Source organism: Halomonas sp. AOP7-B1-5, assembly GCF_052353045.1.
GTDB lineage: Bacteria > Pseudomonadota > Gammaproteobacteria > Pseudomonadales > Halomonadaceae > Vreelandella > Vreelandella colorata.
In genome coordinates this window covers 42,051-64,877 of sequence record NZ_JBQTDC010000011.1, presented here as the reverse complement: position 1 = coordinate 64,877, position 22,827 = coordinate 42,051, and the positions used below count along the sequence as shown (strand labels likewise).

The 22,827-nt window shown below is 53.7% G+C and carries 22 protein-coding genes; 13 read left to right on the top strand and 9 right to left on the bottom strand.

The genetic code is table 11. The features are described 5' to 3' along the window. Positions 1 to 21: 21 nt before the first annotated feature. The 5 genes from ACT3XD_RS07905 to ACT3XD_RS07885 form a co-directional block, all read right to left on the bottom strand. Complete coding sequence (locus ACT3XD_RS07905) at positions 22 to 1,068, bottom strand: ABC transporter ATP-binding protein (RefSeq protein ID WP_192537882.1); 1,047 nt, start codon at positions 1,066 to 1,068, stop codon at positions 22 to 24. Between the two features lie 17 nt (positions 1,069 to 1,085). After that, positions 1,086 to 2,102: an ABC transporter ATP-binding protein gene (locus tag ACT3XD_RS07900; protein WP_192537832.1), complete on the bottom strand. Its 1,017-nt coding sequence runs from the start codon at positions 2,100 to 2,102 to the stop codon at positions 1,086 to 1,088. A 7-nt stretch (positions 2,103 to 2,109) separates the two neighbouring features. Continuing rightward, the gene (locus ACT3XD_RS07895; RefSeq protein WP_192537833.1) at positions 2,110 to 3,057 is read right to left on the bottom strand and encodes an ABC transporter permease; all 948 of its coding nucleotides are present in this window, start codon (positions 3,055 to 3,057) and stop codon (positions 2,110 to 2,112) included. Further along, positions 3,054 to 4,103, bottom strand: coding sequence for an ABC transporter permease (locus tag ACT3XD_RS07890; protein WP_192537834.1), 1,050 nt, complete (start codon positions 4,101 to 4,103; stop codon positions 3,054 to 3,056). Before ACT3XD_RS07890 ends, ACT3XD_RS07895 begins: the two co-directional genes overlap by 4 nt. A gap of 155 nt (positions 4,104 to 4,258) precedes the next feature. Then, entirely contained in the window at positions 4,259 to 5,830 is a 1,572-nt protein-coding gene (locus ACT3XD_RS07885) for an ABC transporter substrate-binding protein (protein WP_192537835.1), read from the bottom strand. 294 nt (positions 5,831 to 6,124) lie between these two features. Here ACT3XD_RS07885 and ACT3XD_RS07880 point away from each other — a divergent pair, with 294 nt between their 5' ends. Continuing rightward, a complete protein-coding gene (locus tag ACT3XD_RS07880) occupies positions 6,125 to 6,622 on the top strand; it encodes a hypothetical protein (RefSeq protein ID WP_192537836.1) in 498 nt (165 codons plus the stop codon). A gap of 13 nt (positions 6,623 to 6,635) precedes the next feature. On the opposite strand, the gene ACT3XD_RS07875 is transcribed toward ACT3XD_RS07880, so the two are convergent. Then, positions 6,636 to 7,025, bottom strand: a complete 390-nt coding sequence (locus tag ACT3XD_RS07875; protein WP_192537837.1) for a glutaredoxin family protein — start codon at positions 7,023 to 7,025, stop codon at positions 6,636 to 6,638. A gap of 271 nt (positions 7,026 to 7,296) precedes the next feature. Here ACT3XD_RS07875 and mpl point away from each other — a divergent pair, with 271 nt between their 5' ends. Genes mpl through ACT3XD_RS07860 form a run of 3 tightly spaced genes read left to right on the top strand, consistent with a single transcriptional unit; the run spans position 7,297 to position 9,955 of the window. Then, positions 7,297 to 8,682, top strand: coding sequence for a UDP-N-acetylmuramate:L-alanyl-gamma-D-glutamyl-meso-diaminopimelate ligase (gene mpl, locus ACT3XD_RS07870; protein ID WP_192537838.1), 1,386 nt, complete (start codon positions 7,297 to 7,299; stop codon positions 8,680 to 8,682). Then, positions 8,679 to 9,338 carry a flavin prenyltransferase UbiX gene (locus ACT3XD_RS07865; RefSeq protein WP_192537839.1) on the top strand — a complete coding sequence of 220 codons (660 nt, stop codon included), beginning with the start codon at positions 8,679 to 8,681 and terminating at the stop codon, positions 9,336 to 9,338. The genes mpl and ACT3XD_RS07865 overlap by 4 nt, the downstream gene beginning before the upstream one ends. Next, a complete protein-coding gene (locus ACT3XD_RS07860) occupies positions 9,335 to 9,955 on the top strand; it encodes a LysE family translocator (protein WP_192537840.1) in 621 nt (206 codons plus the stop codon). Before ACT3XD_RS07865 ends, ACT3XD_RS07860 begins: the two co-directional genes overlap by 4 nt. A 22-nt stretch (positions 9,956 to 9,977) precedes the next feature. On the opposite strand, the gene ACT3XD_RS07855 is transcribed toward ACT3XD_RS07860, so the two are convergent. From ACT3XD_RS07855 to ACT3XD_RS07845, 3 genes are read right to left on the bottom strand one after another with little or no spacing between them, the layout of a single operon-like run. Next, a complete protein-coding gene (locus tag ACT3XD_RS07855; RefSeq protein WP_192537841.1) occupies positions 9,978 to 11,375 on the bottom strand; it encodes a bifunctional DedA family/phosphatase PAP2 family protein in 1,398 nt (465 codons plus the stop codon). A gap of 27 nt (positions 11,376 to 11,402) precedes the next feature. Then, positions 11,403 to 12,332 carry a GGDEF domain-containing protein gene (locus tag ACT3XD_RS07850; RefSeq protein WP_192537842.1) on the bottom strand — a complete coding sequence of 310 codons (930 nt, stop codon included), beginning with the start codon at positions 12,330 to 12,332 and terminating at the stop codon, positions 11,403 to 11,405. Next, positions 12,329 to 13,177, bottom strand: a complete 849-nt coding sequence (locus tag ACT3XD_RS07845; protein ID WP_192537843.1) for a hypothetical protein — start codon at positions 13,175 to 13,177, stop codon at positions 12,329 to 12,331. The genes ACT3XD_RS07850 and ACT3XD_RS07845 overlap by 4 nt, the downstream gene beginning before the upstream one ends. Positions 13,178 to 13,372: 195 nt before the next feature. Between ACT3XD_RS07845 and ACT3XD_RS07840 the strand changes: the two genes are divergently transcribed. The 9 genes from ACT3XD_RS07840 (at position 13,373) to ACT3XD_RS07800 (ending at position 22,777) form a co-directional block, all read left to right on the top strand. Then, positions 13,373 to 14,680 carry a glutamate-5-semialdehyde dehydrogenase gene (locus ACT3XD_RS07840; protein WP_192537844.1) on the top strand — a complete coding sequence of 436 codons (1,308 nt, stop codon included), beginning with the start codon at positions 13,373 to 13,375 and terminating at the stop codon, positions 14,678 to 14,680. Between the two features lie 13 nt (positions 14,681 to 14,693). Beyond that, positions 14,694 to 15,365, top strand: a complete 672-nt coding sequence (gene nadD, locus ACT3XD_RS07835) for a nicotinate-nucleotide adenylyltransferase (RefSeq protein WP_192537845.1) — start codon at positions 14,694 to 14,696, stop codon at positions 15,363 to 15,365. A gap of 78 nt (positions 15,366 to 15,443) precedes the next feature. Further along, the gene (rsfS, locus tag ACT3XD_RS07830; protein WP_192537846.1) at positions 15,444 to 15,830 is read left to right on the top strand and encodes a ribosome silencing factor; all 387 of its coding nucleotides are present in this window, start codon (positions 15,444 to 15,446) and stop codon (positions 15,828 to 15,830) included. Then, positions 15,827 to 16,294 carry a 23S rRNA (pseudouridine(1915)-N(3))-methyltransferase RlmH gene (gene rlmH / locus ACT3XD_RS07825; protein WP_018917311.1) on the top strand — a complete coding sequence of 156 codons (468 nt, stop codon included), beginning with the start codon at positions 15,827 to 15,829 and terminating at the stop codon, positions 16,292 to 16,294. The genes rsfS and rlmH overlap by 4 nt, the downstream gene beginning before the upstream one ends. Positions 16,295 to 16,365: 71 nt before the next feature. Further along, the gene (gene mrdA, locus ACT3XD_RS07820; RefSeq protein ID WP_192537847.1) at positions 16,366 to 18,273 is read left to right on the top strand and encodes a penicillin-binding protein 2; all 1,908 of its coding nucleotides are present in this window, start codon (positions 16,366 to 16,368) and stop codon (positions 18,271 to 18,273) included. Between the two features lie 3 nt (positions 18,274 to 18,276). Continuing rightward, positions 18,277 to 19,437 (top strand): rod shape-determining protein RodA, encoded by a 1,161-nt coding sequence (gene rodA / locus ACT3XD_RS07815; RefSeq protein ID WP_192537848.1) that lies wholly within the window; start codon positions 18,277 to 18,279, stop codon positions 19,435 to 19,437. Positions 19,438 to 19,480: 43 nt separating this feature from the next. Then, positions 19,481 to 20,509, top strand: coding sequence for a lytic murein transglycosylase B (gene mltB / locus ACT3XD_RS07810; protein WP_192537849.1), 1,029 nt, complete (start codon positions 19,481 to 19,483; stop codon positions 20,507 to 20,509). Continuing rightward, complete coding sequence (locus ACT3XD_RS07805) at positions 20,506 to 21,516, top strand: septal ring lytic transglycosylase RlpA family protein (RefSeq protein WP_192537850.1); 1,011 nt, start codon at positions 20,506 to 20,508, stop codon at positions 21,514 to 21,516. The genes mltB and ACT3XD_RS07805 overlap by 4 nt, the downstream gene beginning before the upstream one ends. 61 nt (positions 21,517 to 21,577) lie before the next feature. Then, positions 21,578 to 22,777 carry a D-alanyl-D-alanine carboxypeptidase family protein gene (locus tag ACT3XD_RS07800; protein WP_192537883.1) on the top strand — a complete coding sequence of 400 codons (1,200 nt, stop codon included), beginning with the start codon at positions 21,578 to 21,580 and terminating at the stop codon, positions 22,775 to 22,777. Positions 22,778 to 22,827: the final 50 nt, after the last annotated feature.

Below are 22,827 nucleotides of genomic sequence, written 5' to 3'. Positions count from 1 at the left end.
GCTTGGCCAATGAATACCTAATCATAGGCGGCCTTCCTCAACAGCGTGACACGCAACCCGCGTACCGTCATCCTGCATTTGCAGCTGGGGAATTTCCTGGATGCAGCGCGCGTTAGCGTACGGGCAGCGGCCATGAAACACACAGCCGCTAGGTAGATTGACCGGGGTCGGCACTTCGCCCTTAAGGCGAATATGCTGTGGTCGGTCATCTTCAAGGCGTGGAATCGAAGAGAGCAGTGCCTGGGTATAGGGATGACGAGGTTTGGCAAACAGCGTTGCAGTAGTGGCTATTTCGCACACGGTACCTAGGTACATGACCGCGACGCGTGTACCAAAATGCTCAACAACGGCCAAGTCGTGGGTAATGAACAGGTAGGTTAAATTGCGCGCATGTTGGGCTTCCATAAGAAGATTCAGCACCTGCGCCTGGATTGACACATCCAGTGCTGAAATGGGCTCATCGGCGACGATAAACTCAGGATCTACCGCCAGCGCACGCGCAATAGCAATACGCTGGCGCTGGCCGCCGGAAAACTCATGACCAAACCGCTTGCCCCAGTCGGGGTCAATGCCCACCGAGCCCATAACGTCTTCAACTTTGTCGGCAATCTGTTGCCGATTCCAGTTTGGATGGTGCAGGCGCAGGGGTTCTTCCAGCGTTTGCTGAATGGTCATGCGCGGGTTAAGCGAGGCGTAGGGGTTTTGAAAAATCATCTGCATGCGCTTGCGATAGGGCAGCAGCTGACGCGAGCTTAAATGATCGATTCGCTGGCCGTCATAATGAATTTCGCCTTCTGAAGGCGAAAGCAGCCCCATCACCGTACGGGCAACGGTGGATTTACCGCAGCCGGACTCACCCACCACGCAGAGTGCTTCGCCACGGTTGATCTCGAGGTTGACCCCGTTAATGGCGTGAACGTGCTCCTGGTGACGAATAAGCTTGCCGCCTTTAAAGCGCAGCTGGTCAAGAAAATCACCTGATAGCGAAAAGCGCTTTTTAAGATCGCGAATTTGCAACAGTGGCTGGGCTGTATCGACGTTTTCAGTGGGGATGTAGTTGGCTGCCATGGCGCTTGTCTGCGTGCTCATTGGCTTTCCTCCTTTAAACGACGATCTTCCATTAGTTCAGCCACCATATGACAGGCGACCTGGCAGTTACCCGCCTGCACAAAACCAGGTACCTGTTCAATACAGGCAGGGCGGGTTTGGCCATCGGCGCGCTTGATAAAGTCGCAGCGCGGATGAAAGGCGCAGCCGCTGGGCAAATTGGAGAGCGACGGCATGCTGCCGCGAATCTGATTCAGCTTCTCGCCTGGCGTGGCCATTTGGGGTAGGGCGTTGATCAGCCCTTGGGTGTAAGGGTGCTGCGGGTCGTTAATGATCTCGCGCGTGGGGCCTTGCTCTATCACACGCCCGGCGTACATGACCAGCATGCGCTGGGTCACCTGGCTTACCACACCCAGGTCATGGGTAATCAAAATAAGCCCGACATTGTGCTGCTCGCAAAGATCCAAGAGCAGCGCCATGATTTCCGCCTGGATGGTCACATCCAGCGCAGTGGTTGGTTCATCGGCAATGATGATATCTGGGTCAAGCAGCAGGGCAATGGCGATAATAATACGCTGGCGCATCCCGCCGGAAAGCTCGTGCGGGTACTGGTCCAGGCGCTTTTCCGGTGAGGGGATTTGCACTTGGCGCAGCTTATCCAACGCGATGGTACGGGCTTCTTTTGAAGAAATGCGGCGGTGGGCTTTCAGGCACTCGACCATCTGCTCGCCAATCGACAACACCGGATTAAGGGTCATCATCGGATCTTGGAAGATCATCGAAATACGGTTGCCACGTATTTTACGCAGCCCGCGCTCCGACATGGTGTTAAGTGTTTGCCCTTCAAAGGTGATACTGCCACCCGCGATAAAACCTGGCTTGGCAATCAGGTTAAGCAGCGAAAAGGCGGCCACTGATTTACCGGCACCAGACTCGCCTACAATGCCCAAGCGTTCGCCGCGTTCAAGCGTAAAGCTTACATCGCGTATTGCCTTGACCTCGCCCTGACGCAGGGCAAAGCGTACATCTAACTGGGAAACTTCAAGTAATGCCATGATGTCCTCAGCCCTTATAGAGTCGTGGGTTCATGACATCGCGCAGCCAGTCGCCCAATAGATTGATAGACAGCACTAGCACGACCAGTACCGCACCGGGAATTAATGTGATCCACCAGGAACCCGACTGAATGTAGTCAAACCCCGCTTTGATTAACGAGCCAAGCGATGGATGAGTTTCGGGCATGCCCAGCCCCAAAAACGACAGCGCTGCTTCAGAAATAATTGCGTTGGCAATCTGTACGGTGGATATAACAAAAATCGGGGAAAGCGTGTTGGGCAACACATGGCGGAACATAATCCGCTTGCTGCGCAGCCCCATGACACGGGCGGCGTCCACATACTCTTTGTTTTTCTCTGCCAGCACTGAGGCACGTACCGTTCGAGCGTACTGTGGCCATTCGGCCAGGCCGATAATCAACACCAGCATGAGAACCGCGTACTGGCTATAAAAGGAGCTGCCCATGGTGGCTTTCACCACGGCGCCCACCACGATAGCGACCATTAGAGTGGAAAAAGACAGCTGGATATCTGCCAGGCGCATAAAGAATGCATCAACGCGACCCCCCAGATAGCCTGCCATTAGGCCAAAGGTCACGCCTAGAAGCGCTTGCAGAATAACGGCGCCAAAGCCGATTAAAAGCGACACGCGCGTACCGTATAAAACGATCGACCAAAGATCGCGTCCTTGAGCATCGGTACCCAGGATATAGCGCTCGTCGGTACCATCAATCCAGAAAGGCGGCAGCTCAGAGGCAAGAATATCGATCTGGCGCAAATCATAGGGATCGGTCGGTGCAATCAGCGGCGCGGCAAAAGCGGCCACTACCAGACAGATAAACACGGCAAGGCATAGCTGCGCGGTACGGTCGCGCTTAAAGCTGTACCACAGAAAGGAGTCGCTAAAGCGCTGGAAGCGGCTAGGTGCCTTGGTTGGCTTGGTTGTCATCGTCATGCGGGCTTACCAGTCAGTTTTACGGTGGGGTTCACGTAGCCGTAGATCAAATCCACGATGGTGTTTGTCACCACGAAAATGACGCCGACAATCATCAGATAGGACACGATGAGCGGGATATCAGCACGGTTGATCGCATCCAGGAACATAAGGCCCATGCCTGGCCACTGGAAAACGGTTTCAGTCAGGATGGTGTACGCCACCATGGTGCCAATTTGCACGCCGCCCACGGTTATGACCGGCAGCATGGTGTTTTTAAGCGCATGAACAAAATACACGCGGCGCATGGAGATACCCTTAGCGCGGGCATATTTCACGTATTCAGACTGCAGTACTTCCATCATCTCAGCGCGAATTAAGCGAATAAACAGTGGCAGCATAATGGAGGCAAGCGAAATGGCGGGAAGCACTAAATGCTGCAAACCGCTCCAGGAAGCAAGGTTCGTATCCCAATGGCCGACCACATGCACTAAGTCGTAGCCACGCCCAAACGACGGCATGTTGCCTTGGGTAGAGAGCAAACCATTAAGCCATGCGCCCCAGCCGGTACTTTCGGGGAATATCGACACGGTGATGCCGATGGCAAATATTTGAATAAGCACGATAGCGGTTAAAAATACCGGTATCGAGATACCAATGATCGACACGCCCATGAAAAATCGCGAAATAATCGAGCGTGGTTTAATTGCACTGTATACCCCGATAGGCACCGAAAAAATCACGATAATTAATGTTGCCGCAAACACCAGTTCAAGCGTTGCTGGCAAATGGCGGGCAATAACGCTGAGCGCCGGTTCGCGGTAGAAGTAGGAGTAGCCAAAGTCTCCCTGCACCGCATTCTTGGTAAAGCGCACATACTGCACCATGAACGAATCATTAAGGCCTAAGCGCTCGCGTAAGGCTTCGCGTTCACTTTCGGGGACCGACTGTCCAACCATTTGTTGTATCGGGTCACCCAGGTTGTCCTGAATGGCGAAGGCCAGCACGCTGATGACGAACATCACCAATACCGCGTGCATCAGCCGCTTGATTAAAAAGGCAATCATGGCGTACGCCACCTATGTAATAGTGTTTAACAAAGGAAGTAGAAACAAGTTTTAGTTAACGTTTTGCAACGGGTTTGACACAGCACGCGCTTCGCTCTCCAGGTAGCTGGAGAGCGAAGCATCCGTGCAGGTAACTTACAAAGCGTTAATCAAACTTAGCGATTGATGACGAGATCGCCCAGGTAGGGGAAGTCGATGGCGTTAACAACAGGCTCAACGTCTACGCCCTCAGCGGCAGCGTAAGCCAGGTTCTGCCAATGCAGCATAATGAAGCCAGCATCTTCATACAGCATGGCTTCGGCTTCACGCAGCATTTCGTTACGTTTTTCAAGATCGGTGGTGCTGTCGGCTTCGGTAACTAGTGCATCAATTTCTTCATTGCAGTAGTTGCCGTAGTTGTATTGACCCGCACCCGTTTCGTCATCGATACAGAAAGACAGATACTGGAAGAAGTTAGCCGTATCTTCGGTATCTGAGTGCCAACCCAGCATTGCGATATCCGACTGGCGGGTATCATACTCAGGCCAGTATTGGGCCAGCGGCATGGTGCGCAGATTCACCTGGATATTGATGCGCGACAGCATGTTGGCGACAGCCTGGGCAATCTGTGCGTCATTAACGTAGCGGTTGTTCGGCGCGATCATGTCAACGCTAAAGCCATCTTCGTAGCCCGCTTCCGCCATCAGCTCCTGGGCGCGCTCAAGATCGTAACGCGGTACCAGATCCGGGTTATGGCCTGAGTAGCCTTCCGGTGAGAACTGGCCGGCCGGTGTGGCAAAGCCGCGCATTAAACGGTCAGCGATGCCTTCCTGATTGATGGCAAGGTCGACGGCTTGACGAACGCGAACGTCCTGAAATGCTTCAACTTGTTCTTCGTTAAGCTGGAAACCGATAATACGTGTACCCGGTACTTCGAAAAGATTGACATCACTTGCTTCGCGCACGCGCTCCAGATCATTGGGCGGTACTGCGTCGATAAAGTCGACGCCGCCAGACAGCAGGGCGGCTACGCGTGAAGCGTTTTCAGCGATGGGGGTTAACACGATGCTGGACACATTGCCTTCACTTTCCGTGTCCCAGTAATCTTCAAAGCGCTCAAAATCAACGCGCACGCCCTGGCGGCGGTCGGTCAACACAAACGGACCGGTACCGGAGACGTTACGTGATGCAAAGGAATTGCCGGCTTTAACGATTTCCGCTTTATCACCGCCACCCTCAGCTTCACCGGTGTAGAACTGGCTATCCATCGGGAAAATATACGTTGCCAGGTTAAGCATCAGCGGATAAGGCTCGGCAGTGGTAATTTCCACCGTGTAGTCATCAATGGCTTCAGCGCTTTCGATAGGTTCAAAAATCGCCTTATAGTCTGGGCTCTCTTTTAGACGCTCAATGGTCCACACTACGTCTTTCGCAGTGAACTCATTACCTGAGTGAAAGGTAACGCCTTCACGTAGCGTCATGCGTATGTGTGTATCGTCTTTTTGCTCCCACTCGGTGGCCAGGCGTGGCTCAAAATCGAAATCTTTGGTCCAGCGCACGAGAGGGTCGAAAGCAAGGTGAGAAAAACGCAACATGCCGCCCGATAGCTGTTCGTGAATATCAAGGGTTTCGGGATCAGCCGAGTAGCCTATGCGTAAGGTTTCAGCACTGGCTGTCAGGGGTAGCATTGCACCACCTGCTACCGTGGCACCGATAATAGAAGCCAGTAACGTTTTCTTGAGCGTCATAATTGTTCCCATTTTTTGATGGTTTTATTGTTCGCTTTAACGCTTAAATGCATTACAAAAGCGAGTAAAACATACACGGTCAGCTTGTAAGCTAAGCTATTAACATAGAGAGTGACTCTTACGTCGCACAATCGAAATAATGACAGGCTCTATTCATCTACTGAATGATTACGCTTATAGCGGCGCATGACGCAACAAATGTTAGACAAAAGTCTTATCTAAAAAATAAACGAGCGTTTGGTTATTTTCCATACGTACACCAAAAAGGCGTTAAAAGGTTGTAAGAAGGTTGTGATGAAAACATGTAGCTGGAGCATATTACTGCTAGCCGGATTACTTCCGTTAACCACGCAGGCCACGAGCATTGAAGGAACGCTTGAGGGCGAGCCGCGTGAGTGGTTTATTTTAAGTGAGGGCCGGGATTCAAATGCTTCTTTTATAGAAGTAGGCGATCAACAGCAGGTGACAATTTCCGGGTTTATCGAGCCTGATAACTGGAATGCCCATGAAGCGCTCTCGATCAGTTTAAGTATCGAAGATAATCAGCTTATCGACTCCCAGGTCGTGCACTTGATCGGCAACACCGCCATGCCGCCTCTTTATACTTCAGAAGGAGGCAGTGTCACCGTCACGTTGGAGCATTTTGAACAGCAAGGCAGTCAGGTTCACGTTACCGGACATATTCAGGGCATCATGGCATTACAGAGTGATTTAGATGCAGCGCCAAGCCAGGATGAGGGGATCGACATCGATGTGCAGTTCGATGTTGAAGCCTATCGTGTCGAGTTCTAAGCCGGATCGCGTTCTAAGCGCCGAACTGTTGATGTAACCACTTATTAATATCATCCGACTCATACAGCCACTCTTCACGGCCATCTTCATGGTTAATTTTCAGGCAAGGCACCTTAGTTTTACCGCCTCCTTCAACCAGCGCCTGCTTGTGAGTCGGATCTAGCTGGGTATCCCGCAGCTCAATGGTGAGGCCCAGACGGGCTATTTCTTTGCGTACCTTGATGCAAAATGGGCAGGTGCGAAACTGATAAAGGGCTAAACGCTTGCAGGCTTGATCGACGCGTGTCTGCTCTTCGGGAGTGCGTTCAATGGCGCTCGGCGTGGTGAGTTTTTCCGAGATAATCATTATCGGTGCCAGCACCAAACGAACACCTCGAAAAAAATAACGAATTAAAACGCGCATTGTAAGCTCCCTTGCAGGCCCTAAGCATATGGCCTGCGTTTGTCGATAGGTATGGCAGTTAATCTTAGGTATGGCAGTCAATAAGAATGGGCGCATCCTGCAACAATCGAGCGCATTTGTCACTTGGCTGACCACCTTTGACCTGCGCTTAGCATGAAGACGGCCAGTTTTGGAGTTTAAATCCAACGCTTATGGATGAGCATTCCAGCCGGGCATGCTAGTCTTTTCAGCTATTTGTTTGCTGTTTACTACGTTGTTAGGGGCGCACGCCATGCATCTTCACATTATCGGTATCTGCGGCACCTTTATGGGTAGTCTTGCGCTGTTGGCACGTGAGCAGGGCCACCAGGTCAGCGGATCGGATGCAAATGTCTATCCGCCCATGAGTACGCAGCTGGCTGAGGCAGGCATTGCGCTGATGGAGGGCTATCGTGCAGAGCACCTTGAGGCGTCTGTCGACTTGGTTATCGTAGGCAATGCGTTATCGCGCGGAAACCCGGAAGTAGAGGCGCTGCTTAACTGTGGCTTGCCCTATACCTCTGGCGCCCAGTGGCTTGCCGAGCATGTTTTGCCAGGGCGGCGCGTAATTGCCATTGCCGGGACCCACGGTAAAACCACCACCGCCAGTTTATTGGCCTGGCTACTAGAAAGCGCTGGCCAAGCGCCGGGTTTTTTAATCGGCGGCGTACCGCGTAACTTTGGTGTTTCGGCGCGCCTGGGCGACCCTCAAGGCCCGTTTGTGGTTGAAGCCGATGAGTATGATACGGCTTTCTTCGATAAGCGCTCCAAGTTCGTTCACTATCGCCCAGATATTGCCGTTCTCAATAACCTTGAGTTCGACCATGCGGATATTTTTCCAGACTTAACGGCCATTGAGCGCCAGTTCCATCATCTCGTGCGCACTGTACCAAGCCAGGGACGCTTACTGGTCGCCGACGAGCAGCCAGCTCTTGAGCGCGTTCTGGCAATGGGCGCCTGGACACCCGTTGAGTACTTTGGCGAGCAGGCCGAAAGCGCTTGGCAGCTCTGTCTGGAACGCCCCGATGCCAGTCGCTTCCAGGTCATTTACCGTACGCCGGAAGGTGAGGAAGACAGTGTTGTTGAATGGCCGTTAAGCGGTGCCCACAACGCGCGTAATGCATTGGGTGCGCTGGCCGCCGCCCATCAGTGCGGCGTTGACTTGGCCCGTGCCTGTGCGGCTCTTTCACGCTTTGAGACCCCGCGGCGGCGTCAGGAAGTGCGTGGCGAGGTGAAAGGCGTTCAGGTGATTGACGACTTTGCCCATCATCCCACCGCAATCGCCGCCACCTTGGAAGGTTTACGAGCCACTACGACCAAAGGGCGCTTGCTGGCGGTCATCGAGCCACGCTCCAACACCATGCGTTTGGGAGCGCTACGTGATCGGCTTAAAGAAAGTATTGCCGATGCCGACCAGGTCTACTGGTATCAGCCGGAGGGAATTGACTGGTCGATGGACGAGCTGGTCGCAGAGCAGGGCGCCAAGGCCCATCTGTACCGTGAGATCGATGCATTGGTAAGCGCGGTGGTGAGTCAGGCGGAGCCGCTGGATCGTATTGTTGTCATGTCTAACGGTGGTTTTGAAGGCGTACACGAACGTTTATTGAGCGCACTAGCGGCAAAGGAATCCATGGCGTGAGTAAAGATTTGTGCTTTAAAAAACCGGTGACCGTCGCGTTAACAGGTGCATCCGGCGCGCAGTACGGCTTGCGGCTGATTGACGTGCTGGTAGAGGCTGGCCATGAAGTGTGGGTCATGATCTCCAAGGCGGCGCATATGGTCGTCGCGACAGAAACCGATATTACGCTACCCGCCCAGCCAGATCGGCTGGCTAAGGCGTTAAGCGAGCGCAGCGGTGCGCAGCCGGGGCAGATCCGCTGTTTTGGCCGGGAAGACTGGATGGCTCCTGTAGCCTCAGGCTCCGGCGCGGCATCCGCCATGGTTATTTGCCCCTGTTCCACAGGCACGCTTTCTGCGGTGGCAACCGGAGCCAGCAACAATCTGATAGAGCGCGCAGCGGACGTGGCGATTAAGGAGCGGCGAACGCTGGTGATGGTGCCTCGGGAGAGCCCGTTTTCGCCCATTCATCTGGAGCATATGCTGGGATTGAGCCGACTGGGAGTGGTGATTTTACCCGCCGCACCCGGGTTCTATCATCGCCCGCAATCAATTGAAGATCTTGTCGATTTTATCGTCGCAAGAATTCTTAATCAGTTAGGCATTCAACATACTTTGATGCCCCACTGGGGCGAGCTTGATACTGACGCAGGCGATAATGTTAAGGATGACCAATGAGCTGGGCAACGCTATCGATATTTGTGCCAACATTTCTATTCGTATCGCTGACGCCCGGTATGTGTATGACCCTTGCGATGGTGTTAGGGATGACCCAGGGCGTTAAGCGCACGCTGTGGATGATGATTGGTGAGCTTCTGGGTGTGGGGCTGGTGGCTGCCGCCGCGGGAGCGGGTGTCGCTGCATTGATGCTGCGCCAGCCCGAAATTTTTATCGCCTTTAAATGGATCGGGGGCGCTTATCTAGCTTATTTGGGTGTGATGATGTGGCGCTCTCGTGGGCGCATGGCCATACCCAATGAGTTAAATGCCGGCCCACCCGCTGGTCGTCTTCAGTTAGCCATGCAGGGGTTTGTAACCGCGGTGGCTAACCCCAAAGGCTGGGCTTTCTTTATGGTGCTGCTGCCGCCTTTTCTGGACAGCAGTCGTCCTCTTGCAAGCCAGCTTAGCCTGCTTATCATGGTGATCCTGCTAATTGAATTTGCCAGCATGCTGGTTTATGCCACCGGCGGTAAAACGCTGCGTAAAACGTTGGGTAAGAGCGGCAATGTTCGGCTTCTTAACCGAATTGCCGGCTCGTTGATGATAGGCGTGGGCGCGTGGCTGGCGCTAGGCTAACGCGTTGAGCTAAAGCTCTGAGCTATACCGGTGGAAAGAAGCCAACCCGCACGCTGATCAGGATTAAAGAGGTCACGCCTAGTAGCTGCCATGGGCAGGGGGTTAACGGCTGGCGCGGATAGCGTTGCCAGCTTAAACGTACCAACGCGCACATCACCAAGCCCAGCAGCGCGCCGCCGATCAGGTCGCTAAACCAGTGCACGCCGATAACTAGCCGGGATAGGGCCATCGGAACGGCTAAGGCAATTGCCGCCCAATAGATCCAGACACGTTTCTGGCGCGAGAGCTCTGAGGCCACAAATGCCGCCAACAGCCCCAGAACCACCACCGATGTTGAGGTATGGGCGCTGGGGTAGGAGAGCGATCCGGTTAGATAGTCCGGCGTGTCTGGGCGGGCACGGCCAAAATATGCCTTGCCAAAAGTATTTAGAAACGCGATGCCACCGACGGCTAAACCCCAATGCAGTAGGGCATCAATCCGCTTATTAAACAGCATCCATAAGCCCCACGGCGCAAGAAGCGTGGCGATACCCAGCTTGTCACCTATCTTGGCAAATACCGCCCCAATTTCAATTAACGTATCGTTTTCCAGCCAGGTGAACAGCCGCTGTACATAGAGGTCGAGCATTAAAGGACCGTCGTGGTGTATCACCATCAGCGTCCAGCCAGAGAGGCTGGTGAGTGCAACGATAAACAGCAAGAGTGAGGCGAGAGGAACTTCGCCGGATTGACTCATGGAAAGCCATGGGCGACGCATCAACGGGACTTTTCGCGCCAGGCGGGCCATAGCGAGATATAGGCGCCCATGACGCCCTACCTGGGCACGGCCCCAGGAGAACACAACGGCCAAGACCACAATGCTGGCTGCCATAATGAGCAGGGCTAACTTGATCCCCGGCGGCACGTTGAGGTGCTCTTGCCAAGTGCGCCCCAGTAAATAGCCCGGCAACAGATAAGCCGGTGCCCATAGAGCGGCTGAGCCAATATTAGCCCATAAAAAAGTACGCGGCGGCATGCGCATCATGCCCGCGACCAGAGGAATAATCGGCCTTACCGGGCCTACAAATCGGCCAATGAATACCGAATAAAGGCCGTAACGTTCAAAAAAACGCACGCCTCGCCCCAGCCACTCGGGATGCGCGGAAAGTGGCCAGCGTTGGGTGATTTGCGCACGTTGATGATAGCCAAGGCTAAAGCTAACGCCGTCGCCTATTACCGCCCCTATAAACGCGGCCATCATCAGCCAGGGAAGCCCTACCAGCTGATGTCCCGCAAGTGACGCCACTGCCGTAATCAGCACAACACCGGGTACCAATAGGCCAACCAAAGCCAAGGACTCAGCCAATGAAATCAAAAATACCAGCAGGATTAGCATTAACGGCGATAGCGAGAGCTGATAAAGGTTATCGGCTAAAGACACAAAAAACTCCTAAAAGGCATTAAGCCGTCACCCGTTGGCCAGTGCCTTCGCACGGGCATTCAGGCGTTGTACATAGCGCTCAAAGCTCTCTTTGTGAGGCAAGCAAGCGGCGATGCGTGATTCAAGTTGACCGGTTTCAACCAGTACACATTGGGATAGCGCATGTTGCAGGCGCTCACGCACTAATAATGCCCCACTTTCGCTGGTATCGGGTAATACTAACCAGAAGGCTGTTTCTCCCGCGCGACCTAGCAGGTCATGGTCACGGCAGCGGCCATGTACTTCATTACACAGGGTATCAAGTAGCGCATTTTTCGCTCGGTGACCAAACTGCTCTTCCGCCATGTCTAATTGTGGCAGGTGAATCACCAGGACGGCCAAGCGCTTGTTGAGCATGGCAGCACGCTGAAACTCATTTTGTAAGCGCTCTTTTAAGGTATCAATATTATAAGCATTACACTGACAGTCGTTTGGGTCGGTTGCTCGTAGGAGCGCACCGCGGCGGCCATGCTCCCAGCGGGGGAGCGCTAGCAGCAAAATAAGCGTGACATAGCCAAGTACGAAAGGGGCTTGTACAGCTGGATAGAAAATAAATAACCATATCAGTGGACCAAGTAGACCGGTTATCAGCAAAGCAGCCCATAAGGGTAGGAGTAAAAAAGCGCTAACTGTAGGTAAGCCTAACCAGATAGAAGACACATAGGGAGGATGATAAAGTGCATTGAATACCGTCAGGTAGGTAGCACTTAACAGCAGTAGCTGGGGTATATAACCTTTTATGCCTTGCCCTAGATGAATCAATAGAGCGGCTAATAACAGCAGTGTCACAAAGGTAGGTATCAGCAAATGCCGGTAGTTACCCAGCCCGTAAAGCCATGTCGCATAACCAACCATCAAGACCAGGCTAGCACCGTAAGCGAGTGACATTAGACGTCTTGAAAACGGGTATTCGGTCATGTCGGGCTCCGCTGACAAGAGGGGTGGCTAAGCTCTTCAAGCGTTAGGTTAGCGGGCTCGATATCAATTAACGGCAGCGAGTGGCTTAAGACACTATCTGGCAGTGCGGCATGTAACTGCTTGCGGCGCAGGGCCGCTTCCTGTGGTGAACGCGAAAGCATCAAGGTCGCAAGCGTGGTGCCATTAAGGCGGTAAGCATTTTCAAAGGTATAGGTTAGCGCACACAGTTTTTTGGCCATGGACCAGAGCTGGTGTCGTTTCACTTGAAAAACCACCAGCTCCGCATGGATAGCTTCACGCTCCGAGCGTGTTTGTTCGCGGGGCAAATCACGTAACAACTGTTCTCCAGCCCATAGGTTAACTTTCGGAATTAAGCGCAGGCGCTGGCGGATAGCGCCATTCATATCGACCAGTTGACGTGCTCTGGATAATGCCAGCAGACTCAAGAGAATAAAAAGAAGCAGCATTAATCCCCCTTCCGGCAGGCTTAGTTGCGGCGCAATTAAGACCCAGCTAAATAGCGCTGCTATGACATTAAACGCCAGTATCCACCGCGTCTGAGGTAGCATGAACATAGCGGCCCACGCCCAGATCAACATACTATGGCGTTCTGGCGCAGCGGCAATTAAGCCCAGCAGTAGTGCGCCGGGTAATACTTGCCAGGGTAGGCCATGCGAATAACGATGACTGAAGTCCAGCAGCAGTGCGGTGATGGAAAGCCAGCCTACCGATAGCCAAAGCAGTAAGGCAGCCATTGGCGGGGCGGTTAGCGTCCAAATCGCTAATACAGCCGCAGCAGCGAATAAACTGGCCTTAAGCAGACGAATTTTGTATTTGCTTTGCATGGTGGCTTACTATTCACCTTTAATAACGCTATTTAGCAGCCATCGTGGATAAAGGCGGCTGACTAAGATACGAAGCCTAACGCACTTATTGTAACGTTTAATTAGCGTAATATACTGCCAACCACTGAACACAATTACCATGTTATTGCCTAGGCATTTCTCATACTGCTTGCGCGACGAAAATAGGGGGACAGCATGAGCGTTTTAACACTGTTTCAAGATGAGGCCCAGCAGCAACTCACTTCTGGTGATGTTGGCGCCTACATGCAAACGCTCGGGAAAGCGGCCCGTTTAGCAGCAAGCGAACTGCGTCGTGCCGATACCGGTATCAAAAACCGTGCTCTTGAGGCGATAGCAAGCCGGGTCGCTAACGCGCGAGCGGCTATTTTGACCGCTAATACCCAGGATATGCAGCACGGGGAAGATAACGGCCTGGATAGCGCACTGCTCGACCGTTTGGCATTAAATGATGCTCGGATCGACGCCATGATTGAAGGGTTGCGCCAAGTAGCTACGCTGCCAGACCCGGTAGGTGAAATTGATGATATGAGCTATCGGCCCAGCGGCATTCAGGTGGGCAAGATGCGCGTGCCGCTAGGCGTCATTGGGATCATTTATGAATCGCGTCCCAATGTCACCCTGGAAGCCGCCAGCCTGTGTTTGAAGTCTGGCAATGCGTGCATTTTACGTGGCGGCTCTGAAGCGAGCGCCTCGAATGCAGTCATTGCTGAATGCATTGCGCAAGGCTTGCAGGAAGTAGGTCTCTCGGCAAGCTGCGTGCAGGTAGTGGCAACGATTGATCGCGCCGCGGTAGGCGCATTGATCAGCATGCCTGACTATGTGGATGTGATTATTCCACGCGGCGGTAAATCGCTGATCGAGCGGATCTCCCGCGAAGCAAAGGTGCCGGTTATCAAGCATCTGGATGGTGTCTGCCACGTCTATATCGATACCACAGCAGACCCGGTCAAGGCGCTGGCCATTGCCGTCAATGCCAAGACGCACCGTTACGGCACCTGCAACACTATGGAGACCCTGCTGGTGGATGCACCGGTGGCGGATCTGATTTTGCCCGAGCTGGCCCGCGCGTATGCTGAACATAACGTTGAACTGCGTGGCTGCGAGCGTACCCGTGCCTTGCTGCCTCAAGCGCTGGCCGCATCGGAAGAAGACTGGCATGCCGAGTACTTGGCACCGATCCTGGCCATTAAAGTCGTCGACGGGGTGGACGAAGCGATTGCGCATATTGAGCAGTATGGCTCGCACCACACCGATGCCATCGTGACTCAGGACTACTCGCTGGCGCGCCGTTTTATGGCCGAAGTAGATTCAAGCTCAGTGATCGTGAATGCTTCGACGCGCTTTGCCGATGGCTTTGAATACGGTTTGGGCGCTGAAATTGGTATTTCAACCGATAAACTGCACGCCCGGGGCCCCGTTGGCCTGGAAGGCCTTACCACGCGTAAGTATGTCGTGTTCGGGGATGGGCAGGTTCGACAGTGAAGGCTGGGGCAATATGAGTTCTCCACCGATAAAAATCGGCATGCTGGGCGGGACGTTCGATCCCGTCCATCATGGCCATCTGCGTAGTGCTTTGGAAGTACGTGAAGCGTTGGGGCTTGATCGGCTGCATATGATACCGGCGCCCAAGCCACCATTGCGTGGCGCGCCTCAGGTATCAGCCGAGCAACGCTTGGCGCTGCTTAACGCCGGGATTGGTGATACGCCGGGGCTGTATGCGGATGATCGTGAGCTGCGCCGTGAAGGGCCATCCTACAGTATCGATACGCTCGCTCAACTGCGGGCCGAGTACGGTGAGCAGGCGCGTTTGGTCATGGTGATTGGGTTTGATGCGTTTTTGCGTCTTCATCAGTGGTACCGTGCTGGCGATCTGTTTTCCCTGGCGCATGTGGTTGTTATGGCGCGCCCTGGTTATCAAATGCCCTGGACCAGTGAATTAAGGGAACTGGTTGGTGAGTGCGAAGTCGAAAGCGTGGATTCGCTGATGCAGTACCCAAACGGGGGGCTTTTAACGCTATCGTTACCGTCGATGATGGCTATTTCAGCGACCTATATTCGCCAGCGGCTTAGGGAGGGCAAAAGCATTCATTATTTGCTTCCAAATGCGGTTGAAGAGGCCATTCGAGAGAACGGCTTTTATCAACACTTTTCCCAGCACGACGAATAGCGCTGGTAGTCACGAAAGAAGCCGTTACAATGGCCCGCTTTATGGGCCGATTACCAAATGGGGTTGTCTTCAGGAGTCATGCACATCGATACACTGAAAAGCCTAGCGCTTGATGCGTTAGAAGAACTTAAAGCACGTGATATCACCCAGCTGGATGTTTCCAGCTTGACCGAGGTCACCGACCTTATGCTGATTGCCAGCGGCACGTCTACGCGACACGTGGCGGCACTTGCGCAAAACGTCGTAGAAAAAGCCAAAGCAGCAGGTCTGGCACCCCGTGGCGTTGAAGGGGGCGACAATGCAGATTGGGTACTGGTGGATCTGGGCGATATTGTGGTTCATGTAATGCTGCCAGAAGCGCGCACTCTCTATGACCTTGAGCGGTTATGGGCGGATCTTCCAAGCGACGGTTTCAAAGCAGACGAGTCGTTTGAGCAGTTTGAAGAGCGAGCCAGCATGTCATGAAGGTACGGCTGTTAGCGGTAGGTACCAAGATGCCTGCGTGGGTGGAAGAGGGCATTGAAACTTACCGTAAACGGCTCCCTCGGGATTTCAGCCTTGAAATAGAAGAGATCCCGCTTGGCCAGCGTGGCAAAAATGCCGATATTGCTAAAGCGCGAGCCCAAGAGGCGCAACGCATTCGAGATAAACTGCGGGGCGATGAATACGTGGTGGCGCTTGAAGTAAAAGGTAAGCCCTGGACAACTGAGCAGTTAGCCCAGGAGGCTGATGCCTGGCGGATGGAAGGCCGCGATATCGTGCTATTGGTCGGCGGGCCGGACGGTCTTGAACCGTCTCTGTCCGCCATGGCTGATAAAGCGTGGTCGCTTTCGCCGTTAACCCTGCCGCATCCGTTAGTTCGTATTATGCTTGCCGAGCAGCTTTATCGCGCTTGGACCTTATTGGTTGGTCACCCCTATCACCGCTAAGGCTCAAACGGGTGGTGGTGTTTGTTGACTGTTGTTGCGTCAATCGTCTGATTTGAGAGTCATCTGTTGCCATGCCCCAGCGCCGTGACACGCTAAAAAATTCTGAGCAAGAGTTGCGTATTTTTCGTGTCAGAACGCTGCTTGCTGTTCTGGTGGTGGCAACGCTTACCAGCCTATTAGTGGGGCGTTTGGCCTACCTGCAGATCGTTCAACATGAAATCTATACCACTCGGTCGGAAAAGAATCGTGTGCGCGTTGAGCCACTGCCGCCCAATCGCGGTTTGATTTACGACCGCAATGGCGTGCTGCTGGCTGAAAATCGACCTACCTATAACCTGACGCTGGTGCGCGAACGCGTTGATAATCTTGATGATACCCTGGCACTGCTGGTAGAGCTTCTAGAGCTTCCCGAGGAGGATGTCGAGGCCTTCAACGTGCGTTCACGCCAGCGTCAGCGTCCCTTTCAACCTGCACTATTGATGAGTGATCTTAGCGAGGAGCAAATTGCGCGCCTCGCCGTTAATCGTCATCGCTTGCCGGGGGTTGAAGTCGAAGCGCAGCTGCTGCGTTACTATCCTGACTCCGAAGTGATGGCGCACACCCTGGGTTATGTGGGGCGGATCAATGTCGAAGAGCTTCAATCTTTGGATGCTGGCCGGTATGCCGGCACTCACTTTATTGGAAAAACCGGGGTCGAGCGCTTCTACGAAGAAGAGCTCCACGGCGAAGCGGGCCTACGCAAGGTTGAAACTAACGCTCGCGGACGCGTATTAAGAGAATTAGGGCGTACCGATCCTGTGCCCGGAGAGAACATTACCCTGACGATCGATAAGTCGCTTCAGACGCTTGCCTATGAGCTGATGGATGGTCGACGCGGCTCTATTGTAGCGATTGCGCCGGCAACAGGTGAAATTCTGGCAATGGTGTCGACGCCAGGATTTGATAGCAACCAATTCGTAACCGGGATTGACGTCGCGTCCTACCGTGGCTTGCAGGAAGACCTTGATCTACCGCTGTTTAATCGCTCGATACGTGGGCATTACCCTCCGGGCTCGACCATTAAACCTTTTTTAGCGCTTGCAGGGCTTGCTGAAGGCGTGATTACGCCTGACAGCACGATTAACGACCCCGGCTATTACCAGTTACCCAATGACTCACGCCGCTACCGTAACTGGCTGCGCTGGGGGCATGGGCGTGTGGATTTGGAGCGCTCGTTGGCGGTTTCCAACAACACCTATTATTACACCCTGGCGCATGATTTGGGCATCGACAACCTGGATAAGCGGATGAGTGGATTTGGGTTCGGGCAGCGAGTTGCCCACGATGTCCAGGGCGAAAGCAACGCCTTGATGCCATCTCGCGAGTGGAAGCGAGAGCGCTTTAATCAACCTTGGTACCCAGGTGAAACCTTGTCAGTCGGCATTGGCCAGGGGTACTGGCAAGTAACGCCGTTACAGTTAGCGAGTGCAACGGCCACCCTTGCTAACCGAGGCCACTGGGTAAAACCCCGTCTAGCACTGCAAATTGGCGGTGAGCCGCTGCCTCAAGACTTACCTGATACATTGGATGATATTCAGCTGGAAAATGATGCCTGGTGGGATCGGGTGTTTAGCGGTATGGAAAAAGTTCTAAGTGGTAGCGAGGGTACTGCGCGGCGATCCGGTGTCGGTCTTGAGTATCGTATGGGCGGCAAATCGGGAACGGCCCAGGTATTTTCGTTGGGCCAGGACCAGCGCTATAACGCCGATGAGCTTGAGGAGCGACTGAGAGACCATGCCCTGTTTATGGCGTTTGCCCCGATTGAGAATCCCCAAATTGCCGTTTCGGTCATCGTGGAAAATGCGGGCGGCGGCAGTACGCATGCCGCGCATTTAGCGCGCGCAATGACCGATGCTTGGCTGTTAAAAGATGAAGCCCCTGACGCTGATGAGGTACGCGAAGTTTTGGAAGAAGATACCGCTCAAGTGGAGGGAAACTGATCTATGCCTTGGCAGACGCTGACCCGTCCATTACGGCGCCATCCAGTGCGCCCACCCGATAGCGGGATAGCCCGGCGTAAAAGTATTTGGGAACGTATCCATATTGACCCTTGGCTGTTAGGACTTTTGCTGATTTTGATGGCGGGCGGTCTGCTGGTTCTTTATAGCGCGTCGGGCCAGCGTATTGAGGCGGTAATCGCTCAGGCGATGCGGTTTGGAGTGGCGCTGGCAGGCATGGCGTTTTTGGCGCAGCTATCACCTACTACGTTTTTACGCTGGGCGCCCTTTGCTTATGGTGCAGGGGTTGTCATGTTATTGGCAGTGGAGATTGCTGGTGATATTGGAATGGGCGCCAAGCGTTGGCTTGAGATTCCCGGCGTTATTCGCTTTCAACCTTCAGAAATGATGAAGCTGGCAGTGCCTTTAATGGTGGCTGCCTATTTAAATCGTTGTCAGCTCCCACCGAGATTGAAAGACATCGTAGTGTGCGCTGTGATTATTGGCTTACCGGTCGTGTTGACTGCCATTCAGCCGGACTTGGGTACATCATTGCTGGTGGCCAGTGCAGCAGTCATTGTGGTGTTGCTTGCGGGTCTTTCATGGCGCCTGATCGGGTTTGTCGCCGCATTGCTGGCTGCGTGTGTGCCGCTATTGTGGATGAATATGCACAATTATCAGCGCCAGAGGGTGTTAACCTTCCTGGACCCAGAGAGCGACCCGCTTGGCTCCGGGTGGAATATTATTCAGTCGACTACCGCTATTGGTAGCGGTGGTTTATGGGGAAAGGGGTGGCTTGAGGGTACGCAGTCGCAGCTTGAGTTTCTGCCCGAACGGCATACCGATTTTATTATTGCCGTATTGGGTGAAGAGTTTGGCCTGGTTGGCATGCTGATTTTACTGGCTCTTTACCTAATGATTGTAGGGCGGGGTCTGTGGTTGGCGGCTTCGTCGCAGGATACTTTTGGTCGCTTGTTTGCGGGCAGTATTATCCTGACATTTTTCATTTATGTGTTTGTAAATGTCGGTATGGTCAGCGGTATTTTGCCCGTAGTGGGCGTTCCGCTACCCCTGGTTAGTTATGGTGGAACCTCTAGCGTGACCTTGTTGGCAGGGTTCGGTATTCTCATGTCTATTCATGCCCATCGTCGGCTATTGCCACGTTAATATTTCAGTCAGGGCGGTGCGTTTTCAAAGGAGTGGTGAGTTGATGAAAAGGGCCCGGAATAAAGCTGGCAGTTACCTTGTCGCCGCGCTAATTGCGTGTTCGATGCCTGCTGCATTCGCTGAGGAACACCCGGCGGAAGCGGTAGACCTGCAAAAAAATGAACGCACCCAGATATTGGTAGATGAGTTAATCGCCCAGGGCATACCAGAAGCTTGGCTCCGCGATGCTTTTTCACACGCAGTGTATTCCCAAGAAGTGCTGGATGCCATGGAGGGTGCGGCGGAGCGTCGCTTACGCTGGTATGAGTATCGCGATATATTCCTTACCCAGCAGCGCATTGAAGAAGGCGCTGCGTTTATGCAAGCGCACGCTGAGACGCTGGCGCGTGCGGAAGACGTGTACGGGGTGCCGGGTAATGTTATTACCGCTATTATCGGCGTAGAAACGTATTATGGTCGCCATAAAGGTCGCCACCGGGTACTTGATTCGCTGGCTACCCTGGCGTTTTATCACCCCAGTCGTGGGCAGTTTTTTCGCGGTGAGCTGGCGGCATTTTTACAGATCGCCTATGAGCAGGAAGTCGATCCAGCAGAGCTTTATGGCTCGTACGCAGGCGCGATGGGTTACCCGCAGTTTATCCCCACCAGCTATCAGGCATATGCGGTCGATTTTGACGATGACGGCCTGCGTGATTTGTGGGAAAACCCGGTTGATGCCATCGGCAGCGTAGCGAATTATTTTGCCGTACATGGCTGGCAGCGTGATGGCGCAATCTATCACGAAGCGAGTGGGCCGGACGAACCGCCGGAAACATTGACGTTTAATCAGACCTCAGCGCCGGATATAACCGTCGCTGATGCCGCTGCTGTGGGAATTGAGTCGCAGCAAGCGCTGGCGAACTCACTGCCGGTGATACCGCTGGTATTTGAAATAGACGATAGCCACATGCGTTACCGGCTGGGCGAGAATAACTTCTACGTCATCACTCGCTATAACCACAGCCATTTATATGCGATGGCAGTGGCGGAGCTAGCCGAGGCCATTCAAGCCAAGGCCGAGGAACAGGGATGAAAATGTTGCAAGCAGTGACCTGGCGAGTGGGCGGTGCCATTGCCCTTATTGCGTTAGTAAGCGGCTGTGCAAGTCGTGATACACAACGCGTGGATACGCCCGCGCAGGCCGAGCCCCAGCCCGCCGCACCAGCAGCAAGTAGCAGTAATGGCGGTGGTCGCTATGCCATGAATGGCGATGCCTACCCGGTCGAGCCACCGGATGTGTCTACGGTGCCGGATGCTGAGCCGCGCATCGAAGCACCTTCGAGGGCGGGTAATCGTTCGACTTACGAAGTGTGGGGCGAAACGTATCATGTAATGCCCGATTCCCGTGGGTATGCTAAACAGGGCACTGCCTCGTGGTATGGGGAGAAATTCCATGGCTACGCGACCTCCAACGGTGAGATTTATGACATGTACAAAATGTCGGCGGCGCACCGTTCACTACCGTTGCCTACCTTTGCGCGTGTTACCAGCCTGGACAGCGGGCAGTCGGTAATTGTACGGGTTAATGATCGAGGCCCTTTTCATAGCGACAGGGAAATTGATCTTTCCTACGCTGCCGCTGCGCGATTAGGTATATTGGATAACGGCACCGGGCGGGTGAGGGTTGAAGCGGTTGACCCGGAGCGCTGGCTAGCCGAGCGGGGCAAAGCGCCCGCTAATGCAGTGTCAGCTGCAAGGGCACCAGCCGCCCAGCCAACGGCTGTAGCATCGGCATCGCCCGTTGCTGCCCAAAGCGTTCCTGTAGCGCCTCAGTCGGCCTCCGCTGCAGCACCTTCAAGTGCTGGGTCTGAGAGCGACGCTACGGGGGCTATTTACCTGCAGATTGCCGCCTTGGGTAGTGCTGAAGGAGCGCAACAACTTCAGCAGCGATTGAAAAACGAATTGCCCCATGAAGTCCGTGTAATGAGTGATGCAAGCGTGCACCGTGTACAAGTGGGGCCCGTAAGGCCCGCTCAAGAAACACAGGCGCGTGAAGAGCTTCGCCAGGCGGGCTTCCCTCAAGTTTTTATCGTGAGATAATTCACTTTTTTATACTCTTTGGTGCCTAGCGCCATTTTTTCTTGTAAGTGAGATGTTAGTGATGAATGTATTTGAGTCGATACGCCGCTCTGCCAAGCTCTGCCTCTTTGCGGCCATGACAGCCGTTACGCTGCCGGCAGCGGCACAGGTAATTCCCCAGCCGCAGACGATTATTCCAGCCGCACCGCAGCTTGCTGCCAGCTCCTGGATTTTAATGGATGCTAATAGCGGCCGTATCCTTGCCGAGCACAACTCGGATGAGCGTTTGGCACCGGCAAGTCTTACCAAACTCATGACCGCCTATCTTGTCGAGCGTGAGTTGGATCGTGACACTATTAAATTAGATGATTTGGTCAATGTCAGTGAAAACGCTTGGCGGACTGGCGGCTCAAAAATGTTTATTGAGGTGGGCAACCAGATCCCCGTTGAGGAGCTGTTGCACGGTATCATAATTGTCTCAGGTAACGATGCCAGCGTCGCCATGGCCGAGCATCTGGCAGGCGGTGAAGCCCCTTTTGCTGACTTGATGAACCAGCATGCGGCTCGTCTTGGGATGGAGAATACCCATTTTGAGAACGCAACGGGGCTGCCCAGCGATAATCACTATTCAGCCGCTCATGACTTGGCCCGGCTTTCACGCCACATCATTAATGATTACCCCGAACATTATGCGATCTACTCGCAGCGTCACTTCTCTTACGGTGGAATCGATCAGCCTAATCGTAACCGTTTACTCTGGCGTGACCCGTCGGTTGACGGTCTGAAAACCGGGTGGACAGACGCTGCAGGCTACTGCCTGGTATCCTCTGCTGAGCGCGACAGTATGCGACTCATTTCCGTGGTAATGGGCACCAATTCAGATGAGGCGCGAGCCCAGGAAACTCAGAAACTGCTGAGCTACGGCTTCCGTTTTTATGAAACCATGAAGCTTTACGAGCGTGGCGCAGTACTTGAAACACCCCGCGTATGGGGCGGTGATATTAATGAACTGCGCGTAGGGGTAAATGAAGAAGTCTATATGACGCTACCGCGCAACCGTAACGAAGAGCTGCGCGCACGTCTTAACCTGCATACCGATTTGCAGGCGCCGATTGCGGTTGGCGATGACGTAGGCACATTAGAAGTTTATCTGGGCGAAGAAATGGTGGGAGAGCGCCCTCTAGTGGCGCTTGAAAATGTCGAAGAGGGTGGCTTATTTAAGCGCTTATTCGATCAGGTTCAGCGCTTTTTCAGTGGGTTGATTTCTAAATTTACCGACTAATCTGCCCGGCCTGGGTACTGCCCAGGCCTCTTGTTTCGCTTAGTAGAAGG